The 24,351-nt window shown below is 44.5% G+C and carries 18 protein-coding genes; 11 read left to right on the top strand and 7 right to left on the bottom strand.

The features are described 5' to 3' along the window. Positions 1-49: 49 nt before the first annotated feature. Positions 50-481 (bottom strand): nucleoside deaminase, encoded by a 432-nt coding sequence (locus IQ246_RS19005; RefSeq protein ID WP_194004902.1) that lies wholly within the window; start codon positions 479-481, stop codon positions 50-52. Between the two features lie 15 nt (positions 482-496). Here IQ246_RS19005 and IQ246_RS19000 point away from each other — a divergent pair, with 15 nt between their 5' ends. Continuing rightward, the gene (locus IQ246_RS19000) at positions 497-1,420 is read left to right on the top strand and encodes a nucleoside hydrolase (protein ID WP_194004901.1); all 924 of its coding nucleotides are present in this window, start codon (positions 497-499) and stop codon (positions 1,418-1,420) included. Between the two features lie 71 nt (positions 1,421-1,491). Here IQ246_RS19000 and IQ246_RS18995 read toward each other — a convergent pair whose 3' ends face one another. The 4 genes from IQ246_RS18995 to IQ246_RS18980 all read right to left on the bottom strand — a co-directional run bounded on the left by IQ246_RS18995 (position 1,492) and on the right by IQ246_RS18980 (position 3,015). Beyond that, entirely contained in the window at positions 1,492-1,752 is a 261-nt protein-coding gene (locus IQ246_RS18995) for a hypothetical protein (RefSeq protein WP_194004900.1), read from the bottom strand. Between the two features lie 58 nt (positions 1,753-1,810). After that, positions 1,811-2,029, bottom strand: coding sequence for a BrnA antitoxin family protein (locus IQ246_RS18990; RefSeq protein WP_194004899.1), 219 nt, complete (start codon positions 2,027-2,029; stop codon positions 1,811-1,813). Further along, complete coding sequence (locus IQ246_RS18985; RefSeq protein ID WP_194004898.1) at positions 2,026-2,319, bottom strand: BrnT family toxin; 294 nt, start codon at positions 2,317-2,319, stop codon at positions 2,026-2,028. Before IQ246_RS18985 ends, IQ246_RS18990 begins: the two co-directional genes overlap by 4 nt. Before the next feature lie 321 nt (positions 2,320-2,640). Then, positions 2,641-3,015: a hypothetical protein gene (locus IQ246_RS18980; protein ID WP_194004897.1), complete on the bottom strand. Its 375-nt coding sequence runs from the start codon at positions 3,013-3,015 to the stop codon at positions 2,641-2,643. 107 nt (positions 3,016-3,122) lie between these two features. Between IQ246_RS18980 and IQ246_RS18975 the strand changes: the two genes are divergently transcribed. Then, positions 3,123-3,296 carry a hypothetical protein gene (locus IQ246_RS18975; RefSeq protein ID WP_194004896.1) on the top strand — a complete coding sequence of 58 codons (174 nt, stop codon included), beginning with the start codon at positions 3,123-3,125 and terminating at the stop codon, positions 3,294-3,296. Positions 3,297-3,385: 89 nt separating this feature from the next. On the opposite strand, the gene IQ246_RS18970 is transcribed toward IQ246_RS18975, so the two are convergent. Beyond that, positions 3,386-4,348 (bottom strand): aldo/keto reductase, encoded by a 963-nt coding sequence (locus IQ246_RS18970; protein ID WP_194004895.1) that lies wholly within the window; start codon positions 4,346-4,348, stop codon positions 3,386-3,388. A 205-nt stretch (positions 4,349-4,553) separates the two neighbouring features. On the opposite strand from IQ246_RS18970, the gene IQ246_RS18965 reads away from it, so the two are divergent. Further along, positions 4,554-4,907, top strand: a complete 354-nt coding sequence (locus IQ246_RS18965) for an LptA/OstA family protein (protein WP_194004894.1) — start codon at positions 4,554-4,556, stop codon at positions 4,905-4,907. A 303-nt stretch (positions 4,908-5,210) separates the two neighbouring features. On the opposite strand, the gene IQ246_RS18960 is transcribed toward IQ246_RS18965, so the two are convergent. Then, entirely contained in the window at positions 5,211-5,762 is a 552-nt protein-coding gene (locus IQ246_RS18960; protein WP_194004893.1) for an NUDIX hydrolase, read from the bottom strand. Positions 5,763-5,888: 126 nt separating this feature from the next. Here IQ246_RS18960 and IQ246_RS18955 point away from each other — a divergent pair, with 126 nt between their 5' ends. The 8 genes from IQ246_RS18955 (at position 5,889) to IQ246_RS18920 (ending at position 24,075) form a co-directional block, all read left to right on the top strand. Next, positions 5,889-6,941, top strand: coding sequence for a dipeptide epimerase (locus IQ246_RS18955; RefSeq protein WP_194004892.1), 1,053 nt, complete (start codon positions 5,889-5,891; stop codon positions 6,939-6,941). Next, complete coding sequence (locus tag IQ246_RS18950) at positions 6,925-7,971, top strand: DUF1611 domain-containing protein (RefSeq protein WP_194004891.1); 1,047 nt, start codon at positions 6,925-6,927, stop codon at positions 7,969-7,971. Before IQ246_RS18955 ends, IQ246_RS18950 begins: the two co-directional genes overlap by 17 nt. 146 nt (positions 7,972-8,117) lie before the next feature. Next, positions 8,118-8,288: a photosystem II assembly protein Psb34 gene (gene psb34, locus IQ246_RS18945; RefSeq protein WP_194004890.1), complete on the top strand. Its 171-nt coding sequence runs from the start codon at positions 8,118-8,120 to the stop codon at positions 8,286-8,288. Between the two features lie 211 nt (positions 8,289-8,499). Continuing rightward, the gene (locus IQ246_RS18940) at positions 8,500-9,267 is read left to right on the top strand and encodes a Uma2 family endonuclease (protein WP_194004889.1); all 768 of its coding nucleotides are present in this window, start codon (positions 8,500-8,502) and stop codon (positions 9,265-9,267) included. Between the two features lie 137 nt (positions 9,268-9,404). After that, positions 9,405-10,208, top strand: coding sequence for a COP23 domain-containing protein (locus IQ246_RS18935; protein ID WP_194004888.1), 804 nt, complete (start codon positions 9,405-9,407; stop codon positions 10,206-10,208). 139 nt (positions 10,209-10,347) lie between these two features. Next, positions 10,348-11,055, top strand: a complete 708-nt coding sequence (locus IQ246_RS18930) for a Uma2 family endonuclease (protein ID WP_194004903.1) — start codon at positions 10,348-10,350, stop codon at positions 11,053-11,055. 471 nt (positions 11,056-11,526) lie between these two features. After that, positions 11,527-16,584: a CARDB domain-containing protein gene (locus IQ246_RS18925; RefSeq protein WP_194004887.1), complete on the top strand. Its 5,058-nt coding sequence runs from the start codon at positions 11,527-11,529 to the stop codon at positions 16,582-16,584. A gap of 231 nt (positions 16,585-16,815) precedes the next feature. Continuing rightward, positions 16,816-24,075: a phytase gene (locus IQ246_RS18920; protein WP_194004886.1), complete on the top strand. Its 7,260-nt coding sequence runs from the start codon at positions 16,816-16,818 to the stop codon at positions 24,073-24,075. Positions 24,076-24,351: the final 276 nt, after the last annotated feature.

The following is a 24,351-nucleotide window of genomic DNA, read 5'->3' as shown; positions in this document are numbered from 1 at the left end:
CCCATGCCCCATGCCCCATGCCCCATGCCCAATGCCCCATAACAAATGACTATTTCCCAATATCTTCATTCCAAAGTTCAGGATTGGTTTCAATAAATTCGCTCATCATCTGTTCGCATTCGTCAAGATTGAGATCAATTACTTCTACACCATGAGATACCATAAATTCTTTAGCACCTGGAAAGGTTATTGATTCTCCGACGATGACTTTTTTAATACCAAATTGCACTACTGCCCCAGCGCACAGGTAACACGGCATTAAAGTTGAATAAAGTGTTGTGCCTCTGTAGCTACCAACTCTACCAGCATTGCGGAGACAATCAATTTCGGCGTGGGTAACAGGATCGCTGTCTTGTACACGTTTGTTGTGTCCTTTGCCGAGAATTTCGCCATCCTTGACGAGAACAGAACCAATGGGAATTCCACCTTCTTGTCTGCCTTGTTTTGCTTGTGCGATCGCAGCTTGCATAAACTTATCCATATTAATTCTCCTTTTATGTCAAAACAACTCGTATTAATGGATCATGATGGCGGTGTTGATGATTATCTAGCAACCATGTTGCTGTTGACGATGGATCATATCGAACTCCTCGGTGTCGTCGTTACTCCAGCCGATTGCTATATTCAACCAGCCGTTAGCGCCACACGTAAAATCCTTGATTTGATGGGATTTTCTCATATCCCGGTTGCAGAAAGTACTGTGCGCGGTATCAATCCTTTTCCTAGTCTCTATCGCCGCGATTCGTTTATCATTGACCATCTACCCATTCTCAATCAAAGTGAAACCATTACTACGCCTCTAGTTTCACAAACAGGCCAAGATTTTATGGTAAAAGTCTTGCGTGAAGCATCTGAACCAGTAACGCTGATGGTAACTGGGCCGTTGACGACGGTTGCAGTAGCCTTAGACAAAGCACCGGAAATTGAAGCGAAGATTCACAAGATTATTTGGATGGGAGGTGCATTAAATGTCTTTGGCAATGTAGAAAAAAGTTTAGAAGCAGGACAAGATGGTTCCGCAGAATGGAATGCTTATTGGGATCCAATTTCAGCAGCGCGAGTGTGGGAAACGCAGATTGAAATTATTATGTGTCCTTTAGATCTAACTAACAATGTGCCAGTTACATCAGAATTAGTACAAAAAATGGGACGACAACGCCATTATTCCATCTCTGATTTAGCAGGACAATGTTATGCATTGGTTATCCCCCAGGATTATTATTTTTGGGATGTGCTAGCGACTGCTTATCTGGGACACCCAGAATTCTATCAATTGCACGAATGGGAAACAGAAATTATTACTACTGGTCTGAGTCAGGGACGTACTAAAGTAGTTTCTGGTGGTCGTAAAATTTATGCGATGGATAAAGTAGATAAAGATGCTTTTTATGATTACATCTTGCGGCAATGGGCAAGATAAAAAACTAAAAATTAAACTTCAAGGTTGAGTGTATTGAAACTTGTTCTTAAAGTGTTAGGTAGTGTGGATACTCATACTTGTGCCTGCACAACAAGATCCTCAACTGGTCTGATTTGATCCCAATCAATGGCAGCAACCCACAACTTTTCCTCCTCGGAGAACTGCACCACCCCATCAACTTCCAAATCCTCGCTATACAGCGTAAGCAACTGCCCATCCTGTAACTCAATACTCTGATTCCCCAAGTCTTCAATTGTACCAATACAGTTCAAACGCAAATGCCCTTGAGCATCAGCATTGTGAAAATCTGCAAAAACTCTAGGAGTAATCATTCTAGGCGCTCCAAACTATGACTGCTGCTTTGCTGGATTACGAACAGTAATCGATTCGTTAGGCGTTGCTGACCCATTCTAACGACAGTTTGCGCTGTGACCTTACACAATCTTGTAAATAAAGATTGATCAGGCTCTGATAGGAAATACCAGTTTCTTCAGCAAGGACTTTGAAGTAGTCAACGACATCCTCTTCAAGTCGAATCGTCACCTGTTTTTTAAGCTTCTTAATGTACGGATTCTTAATAGATTGAGAAAAATCATACTCTTCTTTCATGATAAAAAACTCTGATATTGTTGATGCTCTCGCTTAGTAGCTTTACGAGCCGAGATGATGCGGATAACCTCCTGACTTTCCTGATACAGATGACACACTAACAACAAACGTAGTGAAGCACTCATCCCCAAAAGTATGTAACGATCCTCTTCTAAAGAATGCTCAGGGTCATAGAGTAAGCGGGCATTCTCATCGTAGAAGACGGTTTCTGCCTCATTGAAAGATACACCGTGCTTTTGCTCATTAGACTTAGCTTTTCGCTCATCCCACTCAAATCTCAACTCGCTCATACTTACAGTGTAATTACAATGTATGTCATAAGCAAGTTGATTGAATCCCAATTAATAACAGCAACCCACAAATTCTGCTCCTCGGAGAACTGCACCATCCCATCAACTTCCAAATCCTCGCTATACAGCGTAAGCAACTGCCCATCCTGTAACTCAATACTCTGATTCCCCAAGTCTTCAATTGTACCAATACAGTTCAAATGCAAATACCCTTGAGCATTAGCATTGTGAAAATCTGCAAAATTTTGGTCAGAAGCGATCGCGTTTAACGCTTAGAGAAAAATCAGCGATCGCCCTACACTAACTCACTAGCTGAGTTGATTAACTTGCAACATTAACTGGCTTTTTACGGCTGGGACGCTTACGCTCTGATTTTTTCTTCAGTCCAACTGCTTGAGCTTGCTCGCTATCTGAGCCATATTGCCCCCGCACAACTTCTTTCATAGCTAATACAGCATTGTGAAATTCCCATTCTGCTAATCGGGCAGTATCGGCAGCAGCACGGTATAAAGTTAGTTTTTCGGTTTCGGCTTGTTGCTGCGCTAACATAGCTTGATAAGCTTGCTGTAAGTTGGCAGCAGAGGCATCAGCACGGGTTGTGTTATATGTGCTGATGGTTTGCAAACCGTGGAGTGAAGTAATATCTTGACTAATTAATTGAGGGGGCAAACGGCGTGTTGTATTTTGAGCGGGCATACGTCCATACTGGTGTAAAGTATATATTTAATGTGCCCATTGCAACTATAAAGCTAACAGTAAGATAAAGTTTTTAGATCAGAAAAGGTTAGTGAAAGAGTAAGCTCATGTTTGCAGGTCGATACAATCCCATTGTCGGTCGATACAATCCCATTGTCAGTCGATACAATCCCATTGTCGGTCGATACAATCCCATTGTCGGTCGATACAATCCCATTGTCAGCCGATACAATCGCATTGTCAGCCGATACAATCGCATTGTCAGCCGATACAATTACTAAACCGCAACAGATTTGAGTGTTGTATGACGATATTGGTACGTAATAATAGCCTTTGGTAACGCATCAATCAACGCGTTCGGCTCTGCTGCTCACATTGGCATTAATTGCTGAATGCGCTGTGGCTCCTCTCCCAGCCAATCTGGATTTAGGGCTGTGCTATCAAAAATTGATGAGGTTTTGAATGGTTCAAACTCGCCGCGTGATGCTGCTTCTGCGGTTTTTGCTAAAAGCGATCGCATTTGCTGCTCGTTCATTGGCTGGAACGTCCGCACTGCTTCAAACGCTTGATCAAGAATCTCCATGCTGTCAATTCCTGTAATCACAACCGATGTGGGCAGATTTAGGGCATAGTGTAGACACTCAATTGCTGTTACAGTATTTGACCGTAAAAGAATACCGTTTGCCAAGCTTTTCATTCCCAAAACGCCGATGTTTTGTTTAACTAGTTCTGGCAAAACCAGTTTCGCAAAGCTCCGGTAATGTGCATCCATCACATTGAGCGGCATCTGCACTGTATCAAATTTAAACCCGTAAGTAGCTGCAACTTCAAGCGTATGTAGATGAACATGGGGGTCTTTGTGTCCAGTAAAACCTATGTAGCGCAGCTTACCAGCTTCCCGCGCTTCCAGGAAAGCGGCATTGGCCCCTTCTTCGTCGAAAATTCGATGCGGGTCTTCGTACCGGATGATTTCATGATACTGAACGAGATCGATGCAATCAACTTGCAGGCGTTTTAGTGATTCGTCTATCTGTTTTGCTGCTGCTTTCTTGGAGCGACCATCGATTTTGGTCATCAGGAATACTTTATCTCGGTAGCGATCGCGCAGTGCTTTGCCCATGCGAATCTCGCTGACTCCACCGTTATAATCCCAACTGTTATCCATAAAAGTGATACCACGATCAATCGCTGTGCGAACAATTCGGATACCCAGTTGCTCATCAACGCTCTTCAAGCCAATGTGCCAACCGCCCAGCCCAATGGCAGAAACTCTCTCTCCTGTACTACCAAGAACTCGGTATAGCATTTCTGAATTTGACGTAGTTCCTGACATCTGCTCTCCTTCTATGTCAGCTATTACTTAAGTACATATAGCTGTGTACCAATCCAAACACAAGCAAAACTTCAGGATTTCTTTCTAAAGATACAATTTTCGATCCAATTGCTAAAAGACTCAAGAAGCCCAAATACCGATGGCAATTTGGGATGTATGAGGTAGAAAATTGATTGCGATCGCTGCTGTTTTTGTTATTCCAACTATGACTTCAGGGCGGATTACTGAATGGTTTTCAGCATTACTCTACTCAACAGTTGATACAAAAGCAAACGCACAGACTATTGCCCAATTGATCGAAACGGGAGAAACGACCATCACCTCAGATGTTCAAGACTACAATGAGAGTACAAAAGAAGTCAGGGCAATCGGCAACGCTAATTGGGCATATCCAGAAGCTCAAATTCAAGCCAGTGCTGATGAGATTCGATATGTGCCAACAGGAGGGCAAGTTATTCTGTCTGGTAATGTTCAAATTTCACAGAGGGGAGAGCGTTTACGAGGTAAACGAGCAATTTGTTCGCTTGAGCAAAAGCAGTGTAACTTGAGTCAAGAATAAGGAGCCTCGCCCAAAAATCGTCAATCTCTCAGGAAAACGTAGAGTCTTATGATGATGTGTTTATGCTGCGATCGCCCCTGAGAGATTTAGCTCGAATATAATCTACGCGAACCTAACTCTAAACACTCTACAAACAACTTATAAGCACCTTCTCACAAATAACACAAAGCAGCCCAACTATTTGTTATACGGAAACTTTTTGAATATAATTTTCTGGAAACATGCTCAAAAAATTTGCTGTCAAACGTTTAGGATGCAGTCCACCTAAATATTCTTAAAAAACAAAAAAAGCTATATTGATTATTAATAACTGATAAAATTTAAACCTAAAAAGAGAGCCGCTACAGTTCCTGCTACAGAAATCTCTCCTTGAATAATTTTATCTAAAACTGACTCCACAGGGATTAATATAACTTCAATCTCTTCTGTAATATCTAGTTGTTGCTCTCCAGCTTTTCTCACATTTTCTGCTAGAAACAAATGTATTTGATTGGTATCTTTGCTTGGCTTATCGTATAGAGTTGCTATTTTTCTCATTTCTTGAGAAACATAACCAGTTTCCTCTGCTAGTTCTCTCACCGCTGCTGCTTCGGCGCTCTCCTTTGTTGGATCAAAACTTCCTGCGGGTAGTTCTAAAAAAAATTCGCCTACTGCGTGTCTATATTGCCGGACAAAAATAATCTCTCTACTACTAGTTATAGGTAAAACCAAAGCAACGTCTGGTTTAATACTGACGAAATAATCATCTATAATTTCACCATTAGGTAATTCTATTTCATCTTGCCTCACCTTACACCAGCGATGATTTAAGACCATTTTGGAATTCAAAGTTTTCCATTTTTTTAAGTTGTTCATAGACTAAATAAAAATGTGTATAAAGGCTATTAAGCAGTAAATGTAAAAAAGTATAACAGATGTATTAAATAATCTAGACTTGGAACTTACACTGGCTTTTGCCATAACATAATATGCAGCACAAGTATGCAAATTAATGTAAATTTATTTACTGTAAATAAAAGATTTCCTTTGACAATTAGTCGAGGAACAACGGCACAGACAACGAATGTCTGGGTGAGGATTTTAGAAGATGGTATTGAAGGCTGGGGGGAAGCGTCGCCATTCGGTGTAGGCGATCGCAAGCAATCAACTGATACAATCAAAGACGCCTTGCAGCAAGTTGTGCCATTATTACAAGCATTCAATCCCTTACAGAGACAGCAAATTGAGCAAGTGTTAACACAAACTCAGGTTCCTTCTTCTGTCAAAGCAGCGTTGGATATGGCGATGCACGATTGGCTGGGTAAGCGCGTAGGGCTACCACTGTGGCAAATTTGGGGACTTGATCGCAATACCATAGTGCCAACTTCAGTCACAATTGGGATTAATTCACCAGAAGGAGCTAGAGCTAGAGCGCGGGACTGGTTGCAATTTACCGATGTCCGCCTGTTCAAAGTTAAGTTAGGTAGTCCAGATGGCATAGGTGCAGATCAAAAAATGCTCTTAGCAGTGCGAGAAGAAGCGCCTGAACCAGAATTATTCGTTGATGCAAATGGGGGTTGGAGTTTGGCAGATGCTATTGAAATGTGCAATTGGCTGGCTCAATTGGGTATAAAGTATGTAGAACAGCCATTGCCACGGGGGCAGGAAACAAGTTTAGCAAAACTCAAGGAGCATTCTCCCCTGCCCATCTTTGTCGATGAAAGTTGCTTTACAAGCTCCGATATTCCCTATCTAGCAAACTATGTGGATGGCATTAATATCAAACTTATGAAATCAGGAGGACTAACCGAGGCAATGCGGATGGTACATACAGCGCGAGCCTACGGATTACAAGTGATGTTTGGTTGCTATTCTGACAGTTCGCTAGCTAATACAGCAGCGGTACAGCTAGCGCCACTAGCTGATTATCTAGATTTAGACAGTCACCTTAACTTAATTGATGACCCCTTTACGGGTGCATTGGTGCAAGAGGGGAGAGTTTTGCCAAACGATTTACCAGGTTTGGGGGTACAACATAGTGCGTCTGCCACTTAATCAACGAGTAGCTATCCTACTGCATGAAGGAGTTACAGGAACTCAGGGTAAAACAGGGCTGGCAATTTTACGCTACAGTGAAGCCCCAATTGTAGCAGTGATTGATCGCGAGTCTGCGGGCAAATCTCTCTCAGAATTAACAGGTATCAAGCGTGATGTGCCGATTGTGGCATCAGTAACCGCAGCCCTAGAGTACGAGCCAGAAGTCTTGGTAATTGGCATAGCCCCAGGAGGTGGTGCTGTACCAGATGATTACTGGCTGGAAATCAAAAACGCTCTCAAGGCTGGGATGTCTTTAGTAAATGGTTTGCACATAACAATGGCAAACATCCCAGAGTTAAATGCTCTCCTCCAACCTGGACAATTAATTTGGGATGTACGCAAAGAACCAGCTAATTTAAGTGTTGCTAGTGGGATGGCACGCACCTTACCCTGTCGCCGAGTGCTGACTGTGGGAACCGACATGGCCATCGGTAAAATGTCAACTAGTCTACAGCTACATTGGGCATCACGATTGCGGGGTTTGCGTTCTAAATTCTTGGCTACAGGCCAAACTGGCGTGATGTTAGAAGGAGATGGTGTAGCTTTAGATGCCGTGCGGGTAGACTTTGCCGCTGGTGCTGTGGAACAAATAGTCATGCACTATGGCAAAAACTATGACATTTTGCATATTGAAGGACAAGGTTCACTGCTGCATCCTGGTTCAACAGCAACCCTACCTCTAATCCGTGGTTCACAACCAACCCAACTGGTGTTAGCACATCGAGCGGGACAAGTTCATGTGCGTAATCATCCCCACGTACTAATCCCGCCATTACCAGACGTGATCCGGCTTTATGAGACTGTTGCTAGTGCTGGTGGTGCTTTTGGCTCTGTGCCTGTAGTGGGTATAGCGCTTAACACAGCCCATCTAGATGAATCTGCGGCTACTGATGCGATCGCTCAAACAACAGCAGAAACCGGGCTACCTTGCACCGATGTCGTCCGCTTTGATGCAGATGTGCTTTTAGATGCAGTGATGAAGAGTTAGGCTAATCATTTGTTTTTTAAAAGAGTCATGCAAGTGATAAGTCTTTTGCATGGCTACTATCACCCTTTTTTGTGAAGTTCTGTTGACTATTCGTAACGAATCTGTTATGTTTATTTACATAACTAAACAAAAAACAATAAAAAACTATGTACACCACAGTAAATGAAAACGGTATTCTCAATAACTACGCAACTGAACCCCAGGTTTACTGCGCTGAGTACCCTGCAATTTGGGAACAACGTAAATACGTTTTACAAAGTGTTTTTGCGACTTTAATTGTCACTACTTTAATTTTGGTTAGTTTTAGCGTTAGCTAAGATTTTTCGATTTCGGTATCCCTGTATCTCATCATCATTCATACTTCTCCCCTTTTACCTCGGCTAGTTTGGCCGGGGTTTTTTGTGTTTTACTCCGCATCCTCAACGTCGAGTAGTATAGCGTTGTCAAACAAGTGCAGTTCAGTTTTTAGGATCTACAAATACTGCGATCGCTTATAAAATAAAGACAAATCAATAAAAGGGGGTGTTTATGGCAACCCAACTCGGTGAAGCTAAATCTTCAACAGAACTGGTAATATCTTGGGAAGCATTGCCCGCAGATTTTCACCTAGAGGATGAACCAGTGGAAAATACAGGTCAGCCACTACTGGCTGGTGCTTTGCGCGAAAGCCTTGAGATCAGTGGTTTCATCCAACCCCAGATGTTGATAGCCTCGAATTTTGGACTTTGTGCGACGATAAACGGGCAATTTGTAGCGAAAGCTCCTGACTGGGTTTATGTTCCAGTGGTGAATGAAGTTTTAGGAGTACGCAAAAGCTACACACCCAATTTAGAGGGTGATATTCCGGCGGTGGTGATGGAATTTCTATCTGACACTGAGGGTGGAGAATACTCTTTTAAGCGAACCTATCCACCAGGAAAATGGTTTTTTTATGAACAGATTCTTCAAGTTCCAATTTACGTGATTCTTGATCCAAATGGCGGTTTATTAGAATTTTATCAACTCGAAAATGAACGTTACGAATTAAAGCAACCTGATGAAAATGGTCGTCATTGGATTGCTTCAATGGGTTTATTTTTGGGAACTTGGCAAGGAACAAAAGAAGCCCGTACTGGTTACTGGTTGCGCTGGTGGGATGAAGCAGGTAATTTGTTACTTTGGGCAGTGGAACAAATTGAGCAGGAACGTCAACGCGCCGAACAGGAACGTCAACGTGCCGAGCAGGAACGTCAGCAAAAAGAACGGCTAATTGCCTACTTGCAATCTCAAGGTATCGATCCTAATAATTTGCCATAGCATATACAGATAAATTTTTACTCAAAGAGAAAAAAGAACAAGAAGGAAAAGAAGTAGCATTCTTGATGAATCAAAACACAAAATTATTCGTCACTTAAACTATCAATTCCCTACCTATTGCCACTGGAGGATGATTCATGTCATCACAACTGCTGAAGTTTGCATCTTTGAGTTTTCTTGGCTTATCCTTTTATTTGGGCAATTCCGCAGCACTTGCTCAATATAATCCTTCTACTTCGGATGGTGTAGTAGTACCCACAATTCCATCAGGCGGCTCATCAACACCAGTAAACAGACCAATACCAATAGACACATCAACCACAAGCACAACTAGTTCACCCTCCGCTGACGGTGTGACTCGGTTTGGCTGTCAGTATTACAATGGACAGTACACCGTTATGTATCAGCCACAAAGTCAACCAGACCAATATTTTCCTTGGGCGGCTCCAGCGGCTTTGGGTGGTGGTTGGAATTCACAACTTCGCTGTCAAACGATCGCTAATCGGTTGGAATCCTATCGTCAAGATGGCTTACAAGAACTCCAAACAGGCGTACAAAATAGAGAAAATATTGTTTGCGTGACAACTGAGGCTGACCCTAGTTGTAGAATTGTGCTGACAGTACCGCGTGGAAAAGACCCGTATGTCGTACGCAATAGTGTTTTCCAAAACCTGACTACTGCTGACAGCGGACAGCAGACAATAGCTGTCAACACTTATGGCGATCGCACTCAGGGTGGAGCAAACGAATTATACAACTTAGGTCGCACACTTTTAGGCGGTGGTAATAATCGAGTTACTTCATCTAGAAGTGGCATTAATCTGAAACCTTACCTCGATCCTAAAGATGGCGGTACTGCTAGAAGCTTGCGAAATGGCGTAGCACGTCGTCAGTCTCAACCTCAAGCCCCCACTCGTCTAAATCCTCGCAATTTCCGCTAATTAATGCTTAATTCCATGTCAAAAGTCCAAGCTAGCCTTTGACTGTGGACTTTTGACTCTTGACAACTCAGCGCGAAATATACAATTTTATTTGCGTAACAGCTTACAATCAATTCACCCACCTCTATCGCCTGCGGTTATGGTTAACACCTCTCCCCAACATCCGACTCCAGCCGCATCCCCTTCCTACATTCCGCCTCTTGAGAGTGGCGATCGCCTCAGCCGCCACGAATTTGAGCGTCGCTACAATGCCATGCCTAATGTTAAGAAAGCTGAATTAATTGAAGGAGTCGTTTACGTGGCATCCCCTTTGCGCTTTGAACCCCACGCCGAACCACATGGTAATTTGATGGGCTGGTTGTGGTCTTATAAGATAGTTACGGCTGGTGTCAGACTAGGGGATAATCCGACTGTGCGGCTAGATTTAGATAACGAACCCCAGCCTGATGCTATTTTATTAATCGATGCAGCCTGTGGTGGACAGTCTTATCTCGGTGCTGATGGTTATGTGGAAAGTGCGCCAGAATTAGTGGCAGAAGTTGCCGCCAGCAGTGCTACCAAGGATTTGTATGATAAAAAGCGTGCCTATTGCCGCAATGGTATTCAAGAATATATTGTCTGGCAAGTTTTTGAAAGCACCGTGAGTTGGTTTAGCTTGCAAGATGGTGAATATATGGCGCTGATACCGGATGCAGCAGGCATAATTAAAAGTCAAGTGTTTCCGGGATTGTGGCTTGATGTATTAGCGTTAGTTACTGGAGATATGCCACAGGTGTTGGCTGTGTTGCAGCAAGGGCTAAGCTCAGTGGATCATCAGGCGTTTGTTCAGCAGTTAAATAATAGCTGATCTAATAACCGTGAGCGTTCTTCATGGCTCACCTTCTTGGGATGACGATAGCGATACCTGTTAAAGAAGGCAGAAGGAAAATCAGTGCGAAATTTTTTGCACCAAGTGTAAGTTATTAACTCCCAACTATCTTTTGTTTTAACCTTTTGCTAGCAGTTTCTTAATCTTACTGGGATAGCTTGAGGTTGATGAATACGAATTAATACCAATAAGGTATGCAGCCGTTTTCTGGCACATACCTGAATTTTTCCTTTCATTAACGATCGCGCGATCGCTATGCCATTATCCCGATTGTGGTGGGGGACTCCTCACCGCGACCAATTGAGGCTGCTTGAGCATTATTTAACTCAACTAAAAAACATATTCTAGAAAATTCTCCTACTGCTCCTATTGCAACCTTTACTAGTGTCTCCACGGTCAGGATGCAAATTAAAGGTACCAAAAGTTCTACATAGAAACACACTATTAATTATGGCATCTACAATTCTTACTCCTGGCGATATAGCGATTATTGGTTACATTAATAACGGTAGTCCTGACTCATTTTCTTTTGTGAACTTAGTGCCTATAGGCTCAGGTACAGTCATTTACTTTACTGATAATGGCTGGACTGGTTCAGGATTTAGAGGAGTTACTAGCACTGATGCTGATGGTAATGAGAACGCAATCAAATTCACTGCTAATATTGATCTGCCTGCGGGTACTGTACTCCGCAGTATTGATACATCCTCACCCAGTTTTACTTGGACTAAATCGGGGTCAGTTGTTTCCGGGTTAACAGGCAATTACGCGGATTTATCCCTAGGTCAAGGTACGGGTACAACTGCTGGTGATCAAATTACGGCTGTGCAATCAACAGGTACTAACCCCTTACTATCAGATTTTACAGCTATCTCTCAAATTGACTACACTGGTGCATTTGAAGATGCGACTACTTCAAATACTGGTAATATAGCACCGGGGTTATCTCAAACTGGTAATACAGCAGTTCTATTTAGCAGTTCGGCAACTTACACAGCATTCAATCTCAATACACTCAGCAGTGGTACAAAAGCTGAATGGCTAGCGGCAATTAATAATTCAGCTAACTGGACGTTTGGCAGTGAGACGACTTTACCAACTGGCAGCATTACTGTATCAGGGGGTGTAATTTCCCCACCAGATCTGACAATCAGCCAAACTGACTCTCCCGATCCGGTAATTGTGGGCAACATCCTCACCTATACTCTTACTGTAGGTAACAGCGGCACTGCCAATGTCAACGGCATCACCGTGGAATACACCTTGCCCAGTGGTGTTACTTATAACGATGCGACAGTTGCCAATGGTTTCACCGTTAGCCAAGCTGGTAACGTTGTTACCTTCTCCGGTGGTAGCATCAATGCTAGTAGCAATGCGACCCTCACTGTTAAAGTCATTCCTACTACAACAGGCAGTCTTACTAGTGGTACAGCAACTGTAGACCCCAATAATACGATCGCCCAGAGCAACGAAACCAACAACACTGCTGCTGTGATCACGACCACAGTCAATAGTGCCGTGGTTGGACAACCGCCAACTATTCAACTAGACACAGCCAGCACTACAGACCTTTTAGATGCCAACGGCGCTCTTACCACCACAGGAACCGGAGCAATCAGCGGCGTGATTGGCAACCCCAACGATCCAGCCAAGACTCTAGGCTTGAACTTGATAATCGCTGACCCCGATACCTCTGTGGATAATTTGACTGTTACAGTCAGTAGCAGTAATGCGACAGTGGTTCCCAATGAGAACCTAACCTTAACAGGCTCTGGAGCTAGCCGCAATCTGAAAATCAATCCTGTAGGTGTTGGTAATGCCAATATTACAGTCACAGTCAGTGATGGTAGTGGTACAGCCAATTATGCGATCGCCTATGCAGCATCGGCAAATGACGGTACTGACACAACTCAATTTTTAACAGGTACAAGCGATGCTTCTACGGCCATTCCTGTTGGCGATACGTTCTTCTTAGAAGCTGATGACGAAAATCAAGTCTTACGCCTCTATGATTACACCAAGTCGGGACTCCCTGTAGCTGGCTTTGACTTCACCAGTTCTCTAGGACTAACGCAGACTGATGGTTCCGGCGTACTCAGAGAAGTAGACATCGAAGCTTCGACCAAAATCGGCAATCGCATTTTCTGGTTGGGGTCACAAAGCAATAGCGATGATGGTAAATCTCGCCCCAATCGCGATCGCATTTTTGCCACGGATATTACTGGTACAGGAGCATCTACCACACTCAACTATACAGGTCGCTACAACTTTTTACGGGAAGACATCATCAATTGGGATGTCAATAACGGTCATGGAAAAGGAGTCAATTACTACGGTTTGGCTGCTAGCGCTGCGGCTGGTGTGGGGTCAAAACAATCGAATGGCTACAATATTGAAGGCTTGGAAATCGCCCCCGATAACACCACAGCTTATATCGCTTTCCGTGCGCCCCAAATTCCTCCATCTGGACGCTCTAACGCCCTCATTGTAACCGTTACCAACTTCACCAGCCTGATATCAGCTAGCGGTGGCGGCACACAAGGCTCGGCTCAGTTTGGCGCTCCCATTGAATTGGATTTAGGCGGTCGAGGTATTCGGGAAATTCGCAAAAATCCAAATAATCAGTACGTGATTATTGCCGGGCCCCCTGGAGATGTAGGAGCCGCTCCCAACGATTTCCGTCTTTACACATGGAATGGCAATCCTAGTAGCACGCCGCAATTGCGTGCAGCAACCTTTCCCCCTAGCTTCAACCCGGAAGGCATTATCAGCATCCCCGATAATCTAACAGATGCTGCTAAAATTCAATTCATCAGCGATGATGGCAACACCGTTCTTTACAACGACGGTACATCTGCCAAAGACTTATCAGAGGACAATTTCAAAAAGTTCCGCACCGATAGCATAATACTTGACACTGTAGTTTTCACTCCTCGGATTCACGACATTCAGAGCGCATCCCACATCTCTGAGTTAAACGGACAAAAAGTAGCTGACGTACCGGGAATCGTCACGTCCCTGAAATCCAATGGCTTCTATTTACAAGACCCCAACCCAGACAGCGACGATCGCACTTCTGAGGGAATTTTTGTTTTTACCTCATCAGCACCAACTGTACAAGTGGGAGATTCAGTAAAGATTAGCGGTACAGTAACCGAGTTCCGCCCTGGTGGTGCTAGTGGTGCTAACAACCTGACGATTACGCAAATTACTAGCCCCACAATTGTGAAGCTGTCCAGTGGCAATGCTTTGCCATCTGCGACTATTTTGGGCAATGGTGGACGTACTATCCCCAATACAGTAATAGAAAATGATGCCAGCAATGTGGAAACCAATGGCATCTTTGACCCTGCTCAGGATGGGATTGATTTCTACGAAAGTTTGGAAGGGATGCTAGTGCAGGTGAATAATCCTGTAGCAACTAGCCCAAGGAATTCTTTCGGGGAAATTTGGGTATTGGCAGATAATGGCGTCAATGCCACCGGACGTACAGCGCGTGGCGGTATCCTCGTCAGTTCTAATGATTTTAATCCAGAGCGCATCCAAATTGATGACACTCTGTTTGCTGGTAGCTCACCCAAGGTGAACGTAGGTGCTACTTTTGACACAATTACGGGGGTAGTTGATTATAGTTTCAACAACTACGAAGTTCTGCCAACCTCGGTAAATGTTACCTCAGATTCTCTGAGCAAGGAAGTTACTAATCTCACTCCCACCACCAACCAATTGACGATCGCTACCTTCAATGTAGAAAACCTTGACCCAAGTGATGGTGCAACCAAGTTTAACAATCTAGCTAACCGCATTGTCAATAATCTGAAATCACCAGATATTCTGACTCTGGAAGAAATTCAGGACAATAACGGGCCGACGAATAATGGTGTAGTTGATGCTAGCACAACCTTTCAAACATTAATTAATGCGATCGCGACTGCTGGTGGCCCCACCTACGAATATCGTCAAATCAACCCAGTGAATAACCAGGATGGCGGTGAACCTGGTGGTAATATCCGCCAGGGCTTCTTATTTAATCCCAACCGAGTCCAGTTTGTGGATATCTCTGGTGGAGGTTCTTCAACTAACACTACAGTCACCGTTGTCAATGGTGTGCCCACGCTTTCTGCTAGTCCTGGTCGTCTTGACCCCACCAACTCCGCTTTTACTAGCAGTCGCAAACCGTTAGTTGGTGAATTTACTTTCAATGGTCAGACTGTGTATGTTGTTGGCAACCACTTTAATTCTAAAGGTGGCGACCAACCTTTATATGGGCCAAATCAACCACCAACACGCAGTAGCGAAACCCAACGTCAGCAGCAAGCGACGGTGGTGAAAGATTTTGCCCTGAGCGTTTTGGCGATCAATCCCAACGCTAATATAGCGGTAGTCGGCGACTTGAATGACTTTGAGTTCTCCAACCCCCTCAGCACCCTGGAAAGCGCTCAACTGAAAACCCTGATTGAAACCCTGCCTGAAAATGAGCGTTATACCTACAACTTTGAAGGCAACGCCCAAACACTTGACCACGTTTTAGTTAGTAATAACTTGCTCAACAAGCTGGATGGGTATGATGTAGTTCACATCAACTCAGAATTTGCTGACCAGGATAGTGATCACGACCCCAGCGTGGCGCGGTTTAATTTGAGTGCAAATAATCCTCCCACAGTGCAACCGATTGACGACCAAATCATTGCTATTAACAAGTCCTTCTCTTTCAATGTCAGTAATAAATTTACTGATGTTGATCAAGCTGACACCCTCACCTACAGCGCTCAGGGCTTACCTACTGGATCTAGTATTGTTGCCAATACGGGCAAAATATCTGGCACTATCTCCAAGACTGGCATTTTCGCGGTTACAGTGACTGCTGCTGATGGGAAAGGTGGCAATGTCAGCGATACCTTTGACCTAATTGTTGCCAATAACAAGGCGACTTCTGGTGATGACATCATTTATATCAGCCAACTCACCGATAGCGACAAAAACAAAGTAAATGCCAAAGCTGGGAACGATCGCGTTATCGGTACTAATGCCGATGAGTTGATTGATGGCGGGAAAGGCAATGACTACCTCGATGGTAAGAAAGGCAATGATAAACTCCTTGGCGGCGACGGTAATGACACACTTCTAGGTGGACTGGGCCGTGATCACCTTCAAGGAGGTGATGGCAATGACCTGATGATTGGTTGGGGTGGTGGCAAAAACGAAATCGACCAACTCGACGGTGGTAAGGGCAAAGATATTTTCGTCTTGGGAGATGCCACTTTAGTTTTTTATGCCAGTTCCAAAAAAAGTGACTATGCCAATATTGTCAGCTTCCAAGCAGACGATCAGATTCAACTCAAAGGATTGGTTAATGATTACTCTCTGGGGTCAGCATCAGCGGTGTCTGCCAGCAGAAACGCTGTGGGCATCTTTACAAAGAATACAACAGAACTGATTGCTGTTGTTGAAGATGGGTTGAACCGAAATACCAATTTGGCCACGGATTCCCGCTTTGTCTTTGTTTAACCATGTATTAGGCGATCGCATGACCTGTTGCAGTATTTGTTTGCCTCAAAAACTCATAGAATCAGACTTTTCGCAACAAGTCTACAGGACTTACGCAAAAGTTGCCAAAAAGCTTAATTTATCGAACTGCCAACGCGCAGTGGATCGCACAGAAGAACGCCGAGAATTCGTAGAGTGTGCGTCAGTCCTAGTCTAGTAAAAATTCTTTGTAATCTACTACAGAAATCATTTATGGTAACGACAAGCTCAATTCGGTTTTCCCAGTTCAATGCTTCCCTAAACCGCAATGCCGAAGGTCAGTTAGCGAACGATTTATCTACTCAAGATAATGCTCAAGCCAAAGCTGTTGCCGAAATTATCCAGCGCAGTAACCCGGATGTACTACTAATTAATGAGTTCGACTACGATTCAAAAAATCCTAATCAAGCTGTTGAACTCTTCCGGCAAAATTACCTGGCTATCAGCCAGAATGGTGCAACTCCCGTTAAATACCCCTATGTCTACATTGCTCCTAGTAATACGGGGATTGCCTCTGGGTTTGATTTAAACAACAATGGCACAGCGGTGAAAACCCCAGGTAAACCAGGATACGGTGATGATGCTTTCGGCTTTGGGAATTTTCCTGGTCAATATGGGATGTTACTCCTGTCTAAGTATCCCATCGATACGGACAATGTGCGGACTTTCCAAAATTTTCTCTGGAAGGATATGCCTAATGCTCTGCTTCCCGATGACCCCACAACACCACAGCCGAATGACTGGTATTCTGAGGACGAACTAGAAGTATTGCGCCTCTCCTCTAAGAGCCATTGGGATGTTCCTATCCAGGTAAATGGCGAAATAGTTCACGTCCTCGCCAGCCACCCGACACCCCCAACCTTCGATGGTGCTGAAGACCGCAACGGTAAGCGCAACCATGACGAGATCCGCTTTTGGGCAGACTATATTACCCCAGGTAAAGGCGATTACATCTATGATGATGGCGGTAAAAAAGGTGGTATTGCTGCTGGGTCGAGCTTTGTGATTATGGGCGACCAGAATGCAGACCCCGTGGATGGTAACAGTTTTGACAACGCCATTCGGCAACTGTTGCAGAACCCTGGTATCAATACTAATGTCATTCCCACCAGTCTTGGTGCTCCCCAACAAGCAGACTTGCAGGGTGGTGCAAACACCAGTCAAAAGGGAAATCCGAGTTTTGACACCGCAGACTTTGCTGATACGGCTCCTGGGAATCTGCGAACAGACTACGTTTTACCCTCGGCTGATTTGAAAATTACCAATTCAGAAGTATTCTGGCCCTTGAATACTGACCCGAAGTTTCCCTTGGTAGGTACTTTCCCCTTCCCCAGTTCTGACCATCGCCTGGTATTTGCAGATGTGCAGGTGGGAGCAACTGAAGCAGGTAAAACCATTGCTAGTGCCAAATTCCAGGGACAGACTGGCTTGACTACAGGCTTTATTCCCTCTGGTGCAGCGGGAGCGATAAATGGAGTACAAATACCGTTGGGTGGGCTGTCTGGTGTTACTTACGATGCCACCAACAACCTCTACTACGCCATCAGTGACGATCGCTCCCAGTTAGGCCCAGCCCGTTTTTATACCTTCACTGCTGACCCAGCTACTATCAGCACAACTGGAGCAACTTTTACCCATGTCACTCCTCTAAAAGATCGCCGTGGTCAGTTCTTTGCACAAAATAGCCTTGACCCTGAAGGCATTGCCCTGACTGATAACGGGACGGTTTTCATTTCCTCCGAGGGCGAAGTTAATCCGAATGCAGGTCGCGTTACCGATCCCTTTGTGAAAGAGTTTTCGTTGACTACTGGGCAAGAAGTGCGATCGCTATCTATTCCCAAAAAGTATCTACCAGTAGTACAAGATACCAACGGCGACGGTACTGTTAACGCTGGCGATACTCAAATATCTGGTGTTCGCAATAACGCAGCACTAGAAAGCCTGACAATTACACCCGACCAGAAAACCCTGTTTACCGCCACCGAAAATGCTCTGTTCCAAGATGGGCCAGCTGCTACTACCACTACTGAAACGCGATCGCGCATTCTGCAATACAACTTACTTTCGGGACAACCGGAGAAGGAATACCTTTATCTCACCGATTCCGTAGCCGTGGCGCCCAATCCAATAGATGCATTTAGTACCAATGGTTTAGTAGATTTACTAGCAATTGACAACCGAGGTACTTTGCTAGCACTGGAGCGTTCTTTCTCCACTGGGGTTCCTGGTACAGGTAACACCATCAAAATCTATGAAGTTACCCTACAAGGCGCAACTGATATTAGCACCATCGACTCACTGGAAAGTCTGAGCGCAAGTCAACTGGCTGCTATCAAACCAGCCCAGAAGCGATTGCTGTTGAATCTGGACTCGCTGAACTTGCCTACAGGCACAGATAACATCGAGGGTCTGGCCTTGGGGCCAAAACTACCGGATGGTAGTCAGTCCATTATGCTGGTAAGTGACAACAACTTCAGCCCAACCCAATTTACCCAAATTCTGACTTTGAGTGCAGACATCGTGAATACCGCAATTCCTCAAGTAGAGACTCGTCCTGATTTATTTGATGATGAGTCATTACCTAGAGATCAGCGAGCCGATGCTGATGACCCTGCTATTTATGTTAATGCCACCGACGCCGCCGATAGCTTGGTATTGACAGTGGTGAAGAATGCCGGGTTAAGGGTTTATGACTTGTCTGGTAGTTTGTTGCAGGAAATTAATCCAGGTGATATACGCTACAACAATATTGACCTGCAATACGGTTTTAAATTAGGTGATAAATCTGTGGATATTGCCGTAGCTAGCGATCGCCAAAATGATCAACTAGCAATCTTCAAGATTAACCCGAATGCTGGTGCTGACGGCAAATACCTGGAAGATATTACCGATAGCAGTATTGACACTCTCTTCCAAGCAGCACCTTTTGACCCTCCCTATTCTTCATCCCAGCGCAGTGCTTACGGAGTTGCTCTGTACCGTAGCCCCATCTCTAATAATTACTACGCCTTTGTTAACCGAAGAGATACCGGAGATGTCGCTCAATTCAAACTGATTGACAAAGGTAATGGCAAGATTGGCGTGGAACGGGTGCGGGAATTTACCATACCTACAACTGAAGGACGCGAACCCCAAACTGAGGGGATGGTAGCAGACCAAGAAACCGGATTCCTCTACATTGGACAGGAAGATGTGGGCATTTGGAAGTTCCAAGCAGAACCCGACGGTGGCACTAGTGGTAAACTAATTGATCGGGTTAAAGATTTGGGCGGTACTCACCTCACCAACGATGTCGAGGGACTGACAATCTACTATGGTGCAAACGGCACTGGCTATCTACTAGCATCCAGTCAAGGAGACAACACCTTTGTTGCTTACACCCGCGAAGGCAATAACGAATACCTGGGTAACTTTGCTGTTGGTAGCAATGGAGCAATTGACAGTGTGCAAGAATCGGATGGCGCGGATGTAGTTAACGTACCACTGGGGCCCAATTTTCCACAGGGTTTATTTGTTACCCAAGATGGTGATAATGAACCAGCCAAATTAGTTAAAGATGGCGATGAATTTGCAAATATCAACTCCAACTTTAAGCTGGTTCCTTGGCAGAATATCGCCAATGCGTTCCCAACTCCGTTAAAGATTGACACCACCAGTTACAATCCTCGCACTCCCAACGCCTTGGCGGAAGATGCTCCAAAAGTCACACTCAAAGGTTTCGCTTCCCTTCCCGCCGATACCTTCGCTGAAGGGCCTGCATCTGGTAGCGCCATTACAGGTACTAACGGACGGAATGTCCCATTTGCTAAACAACCTATTCAAGGGTTTAGTGGTGTACAAGTCGCTGATGACAATTCCTTCTGGTTCCTTTCTGATAACGGTTTTGGTAGCAAGAGCAACAGCGCTGATTACTTACTGCGGATTTATCGCCTTGATCCCAGCTTCCGAGGTGCAGAAGCACAAGGTGATGGAAGTGTCAAGGTGTTGGGTTTTATCCAGCTATCTGACCCTGATCAGAAAGTACCTTTCGACATTATTAATGAAAATACCAAGGAACGCCTTTTAACTGGTGCAGACTTCGATGTAGAATCTTTAGCAGTAGCCGCCGATGGCACATTCTGGATTGGCGATGAATTTGGCCCATACCTACTACACTTCGACGCTAATGGTAAGCTGCTAGATGCTCCTGTTGCCACACCCAATACAACTAATCTCAACACTCTGAGTGGTAAAGCGCCAATTGTAATTGGACACCGGGGCGCAAGTGGTGAACTTCCAGAGCATACTCTAGGATCTTACAAGCGGGCGATTGAGCGCGGTGCTGACTTCATCGAACCAGACTTGGTTTCCACCAAAGATGGTGTGCTGATTGCTCGTCATGAGCCGAATATGATCAATACCACCGATGTAGCACAGCGTCCAGAGTTTAGCGATCGCAAAACGACTAAAATCGTTGATGGAGTTGCTGAAGAAGGCTTTTTTGCCTCCGACTTTACCCTAGCAGAAATTAAGACACTGCGGGCAATTATGCCCCAAAGTTTCCGTCCTCAAGTTTTTAACGGTTTGTATGAAATTCCGACCTTTGAGGAAATCATTGAGTTAGTTAAACAAGTCGAAAACGATACAGGTCGTAAAATTGGTATTTATCCAGAAACCAAGCACCCAACTTACCACGATTCCCTTGGTCTATCTCTGGAAGAACCCCTGTTAGCAACCTTAGAGAAAACCAAGTTTACTGACCCCAGTCGGGTGTTTATCCAGTCCTTTGAAACCAGTAATCTTAAAGAACTGAATCAGAAAACCGACATACCCCTAATTCAGTTATTAGATGCTGTTGATGTGAATCTCGATGGTTCGCTGATTGAAACCAAGCCTTACGATTTCGTCGTTAATCAAGACTCTCGCACTTATGCAGATTTGCGGACACCTGAAGGCTTACAGGAAATTGCTACTTATGCTGATGGTATTGGCCCCTGGAAACGGATGATTGTCTCGGTTCAAGGTGTTGATGCTGATGGTGATGGTGAAGCGGATGATGTTAATGGTGATGGCGTAGTCAACGATGCTGACAAAACTTTAACTTCTCCCACTTCTTTGGTAAAAGATGCCCATGATGCAGGTTTGTTAGTACATCCCTACACCTTCCGCAACGAAGAACGTTACTTAGCATCAGACTATAATGGGAAGCCAGAAGAAGAATTTAAACAGTATATCAATTTAGGTGTTGATGGCTACTTCACTGACTTCCCCGGTACAGGCGACCTGGTGCGCGACCAATTAACTGGGGAGTTTGTACGCTCACCTCAAAACCCTGACGTGCTAAAAAAGACACAGTTCCAAACCTTGGATGGGAATGCACCTTTGGTTATCGGTCATCGGGGCGCTAGTGGTTCACGTCCAGAACATACTTTAGAATCTTATAAACTAGCGATCGCTGATGGGGCTGATTTCATTGAACCAGATTTGGTTGCCACCAAGGATGGCTATTTGGTAGCACGTCACGAAAACGACATTTCTGGAACCACTGACGTTGCGAAACATCCAGAATTTGCTAGCCGCAAAATTACCAAAGTTATTGATGGTACACCCGTTACTGGTTGGTTTACTGAAGACTTTACCTTAGCAGAACTCAAGACTCTTAATGCAATTGAACGTCTACCTGCTCTACGGGGAACTGAATTCGACGATGATGGATTAAAAATTCTAACTCTAGAAGAAATCATTGATTTGGTGAAGCAGGTAGAGACACAAACAGGGCGCAAAATTGGCATTTATCCAGAAACCAAGCACCCCACCTACTTTGAAAATCTCGGTATCAACTTAGGTCAGAAGCTAGTTGACACGCTAGTTGCTAAAGAGTTTACTGATCCTAAACGGGTATTCATCCAGTCTTTCGAGGTGGGCAATCTCAAGGAACTAAAACAGGACATCATGCCCAAGGCGGAAATTAATCTGCCACTAATTCAGTTATTTGGTGGAGCCACAGACAAGCCTTATGATTTTACTGTTAGTGGTGACTCCCGCACTTACGGCGATCTTACCAAACCGACAGAACTAGCTGCGATCGCCACCTACGCGACTGGTATTGGCCCCAACAAGCGGCTGATTGTTCCCGCGCAAACAGTTGACCGCAACGGTGATGGTCAACCAGATGACCTGAATGGCGATCGCACAATCAGCGATGCGGACAGAATTTTAGGTACTCCCACAACTTTGGTAAAAGATGCCCATGATGCCAACTTGCTGGTTCATCCTTACACCTTCCGCAACGAAGGGGTTTTCCTCGCATCAGATTACAAAGGCGACCCGAAAGAGGAATTCAAACAGTTCATCAATTTAGGAGTTGATGGCTACTTCACTGATTTCCCCAGCACAGGCGACTTGGTACGCGACCAACTCGCAGGTGAACCAGCTGTCTCCAACCTTGGTGGTTCCAAAGGATTTGAAGGATTAGCAATCAGCCCCGACAAAAAAACCTTGTATCCCTTACTAGAAGGCACTGTTACTGGCGACCCCCCTGGTTCGCTACGAATCTACAAATTGGATGTAGCATCTGAGCAATTCCAGGGTTTGCAAGGCTTCTACCAATTAGATGACCCAAACCATGCCATTGGTGATTTTACCGCTGTTAACTCAAATGAATATCTAGTAATTGAGCGAGACGGTGGTCAAGGTGAGACTGCTAAGTTCAAGAAGATATTCAAAGTTGACTTGTCTAAAAAAGATGCAGATGGCTTTGTCGCTAAAGAGGAAGTCGTGGATTTACTGAACATTCAAGACCCCAATGACTTGAATAAAGATGGTAATACCAAATTCACCTTTCCCTTCGTAACTATCGAAGATGTGTTAGTACTAGATGCCAAAACGCTCTTAGTTGCCAACGATAACAATTATCCCTTCTCACAAGGACGACCACCTGCGATTGACAACAACGAAATGATCACTCTGGAGCTAAAAAAGCCACTTAACTTAGCACAAAGCAAATTTTTGGATTTACGCAACGCGACACAACCAGTAAGTGCTGAGTTTGTAGTCAACAGAGACGCTGGTTACGACAATTACATCAGCTTTTATCAGGTGACTGATGAGAATGGTGGTATTGATACCAATGGCGATCGCACAGCAGATATTCTCGTTGGGCAAACTGGTTATACTGAAGCAGCAGTGCGTGGACGTGTTACAGGCATTGACCTGACAGGGAACAACCAAGCTACAACAACATACACTGGTACTTTTGAGCCTGGTTCTATCTTTGCACCATTTATCATCGCCAATGGTAGACCCGATGCAATTCTCGATCACAATCCCAATAACGACCCACCAGTTTTCTTCCCATTCTTGGGCGCTAATTCAGACAAAGTAAAGCACATTCGCCTGTTAGAAAATAACACCTTTGGCTTTGAGGATTTCCCAGGAGGCGGTGACAAAGACTATAACGATATGACTGTGCGTGTGAATTTGAGTATCCCTTAGGGACTTCCAGAAAATAAAATATACAGTTAATGAAAATGATAATCATTGTGATGGGGGAGGAAAAGGCTGCTGACGGCAGCCTTTTCCTCCCCATTTTGTAGTAAATTCGATGATGATTGAATTTGTGGGTGGAAAGAGGTGTCTATAGAATTAGGGAGATCCAATAAATAAATCAGCCCAGCCGTATCAATAATATTTTTGGCAAAACCGAGAGATTTAGGCGCTTTCGCCCTCAAGGCGAAAGCGACGGCTGGGCTGATTTATTCTTGGCAAGTG

This window comes from aff. Roholtiella sp. LEGE 12411 (assembly GCF_015206995.1).
GTDB lineage: Bacteria > Cyanobacteriota > Cyanobacteriia > Cyanobacteriales > Nostocaceae > Komarekiella.
Note: the sequence above shows the minus strand (reverse complement) of the source record. Positions and strands in the feature narration are given on the sequence as shown.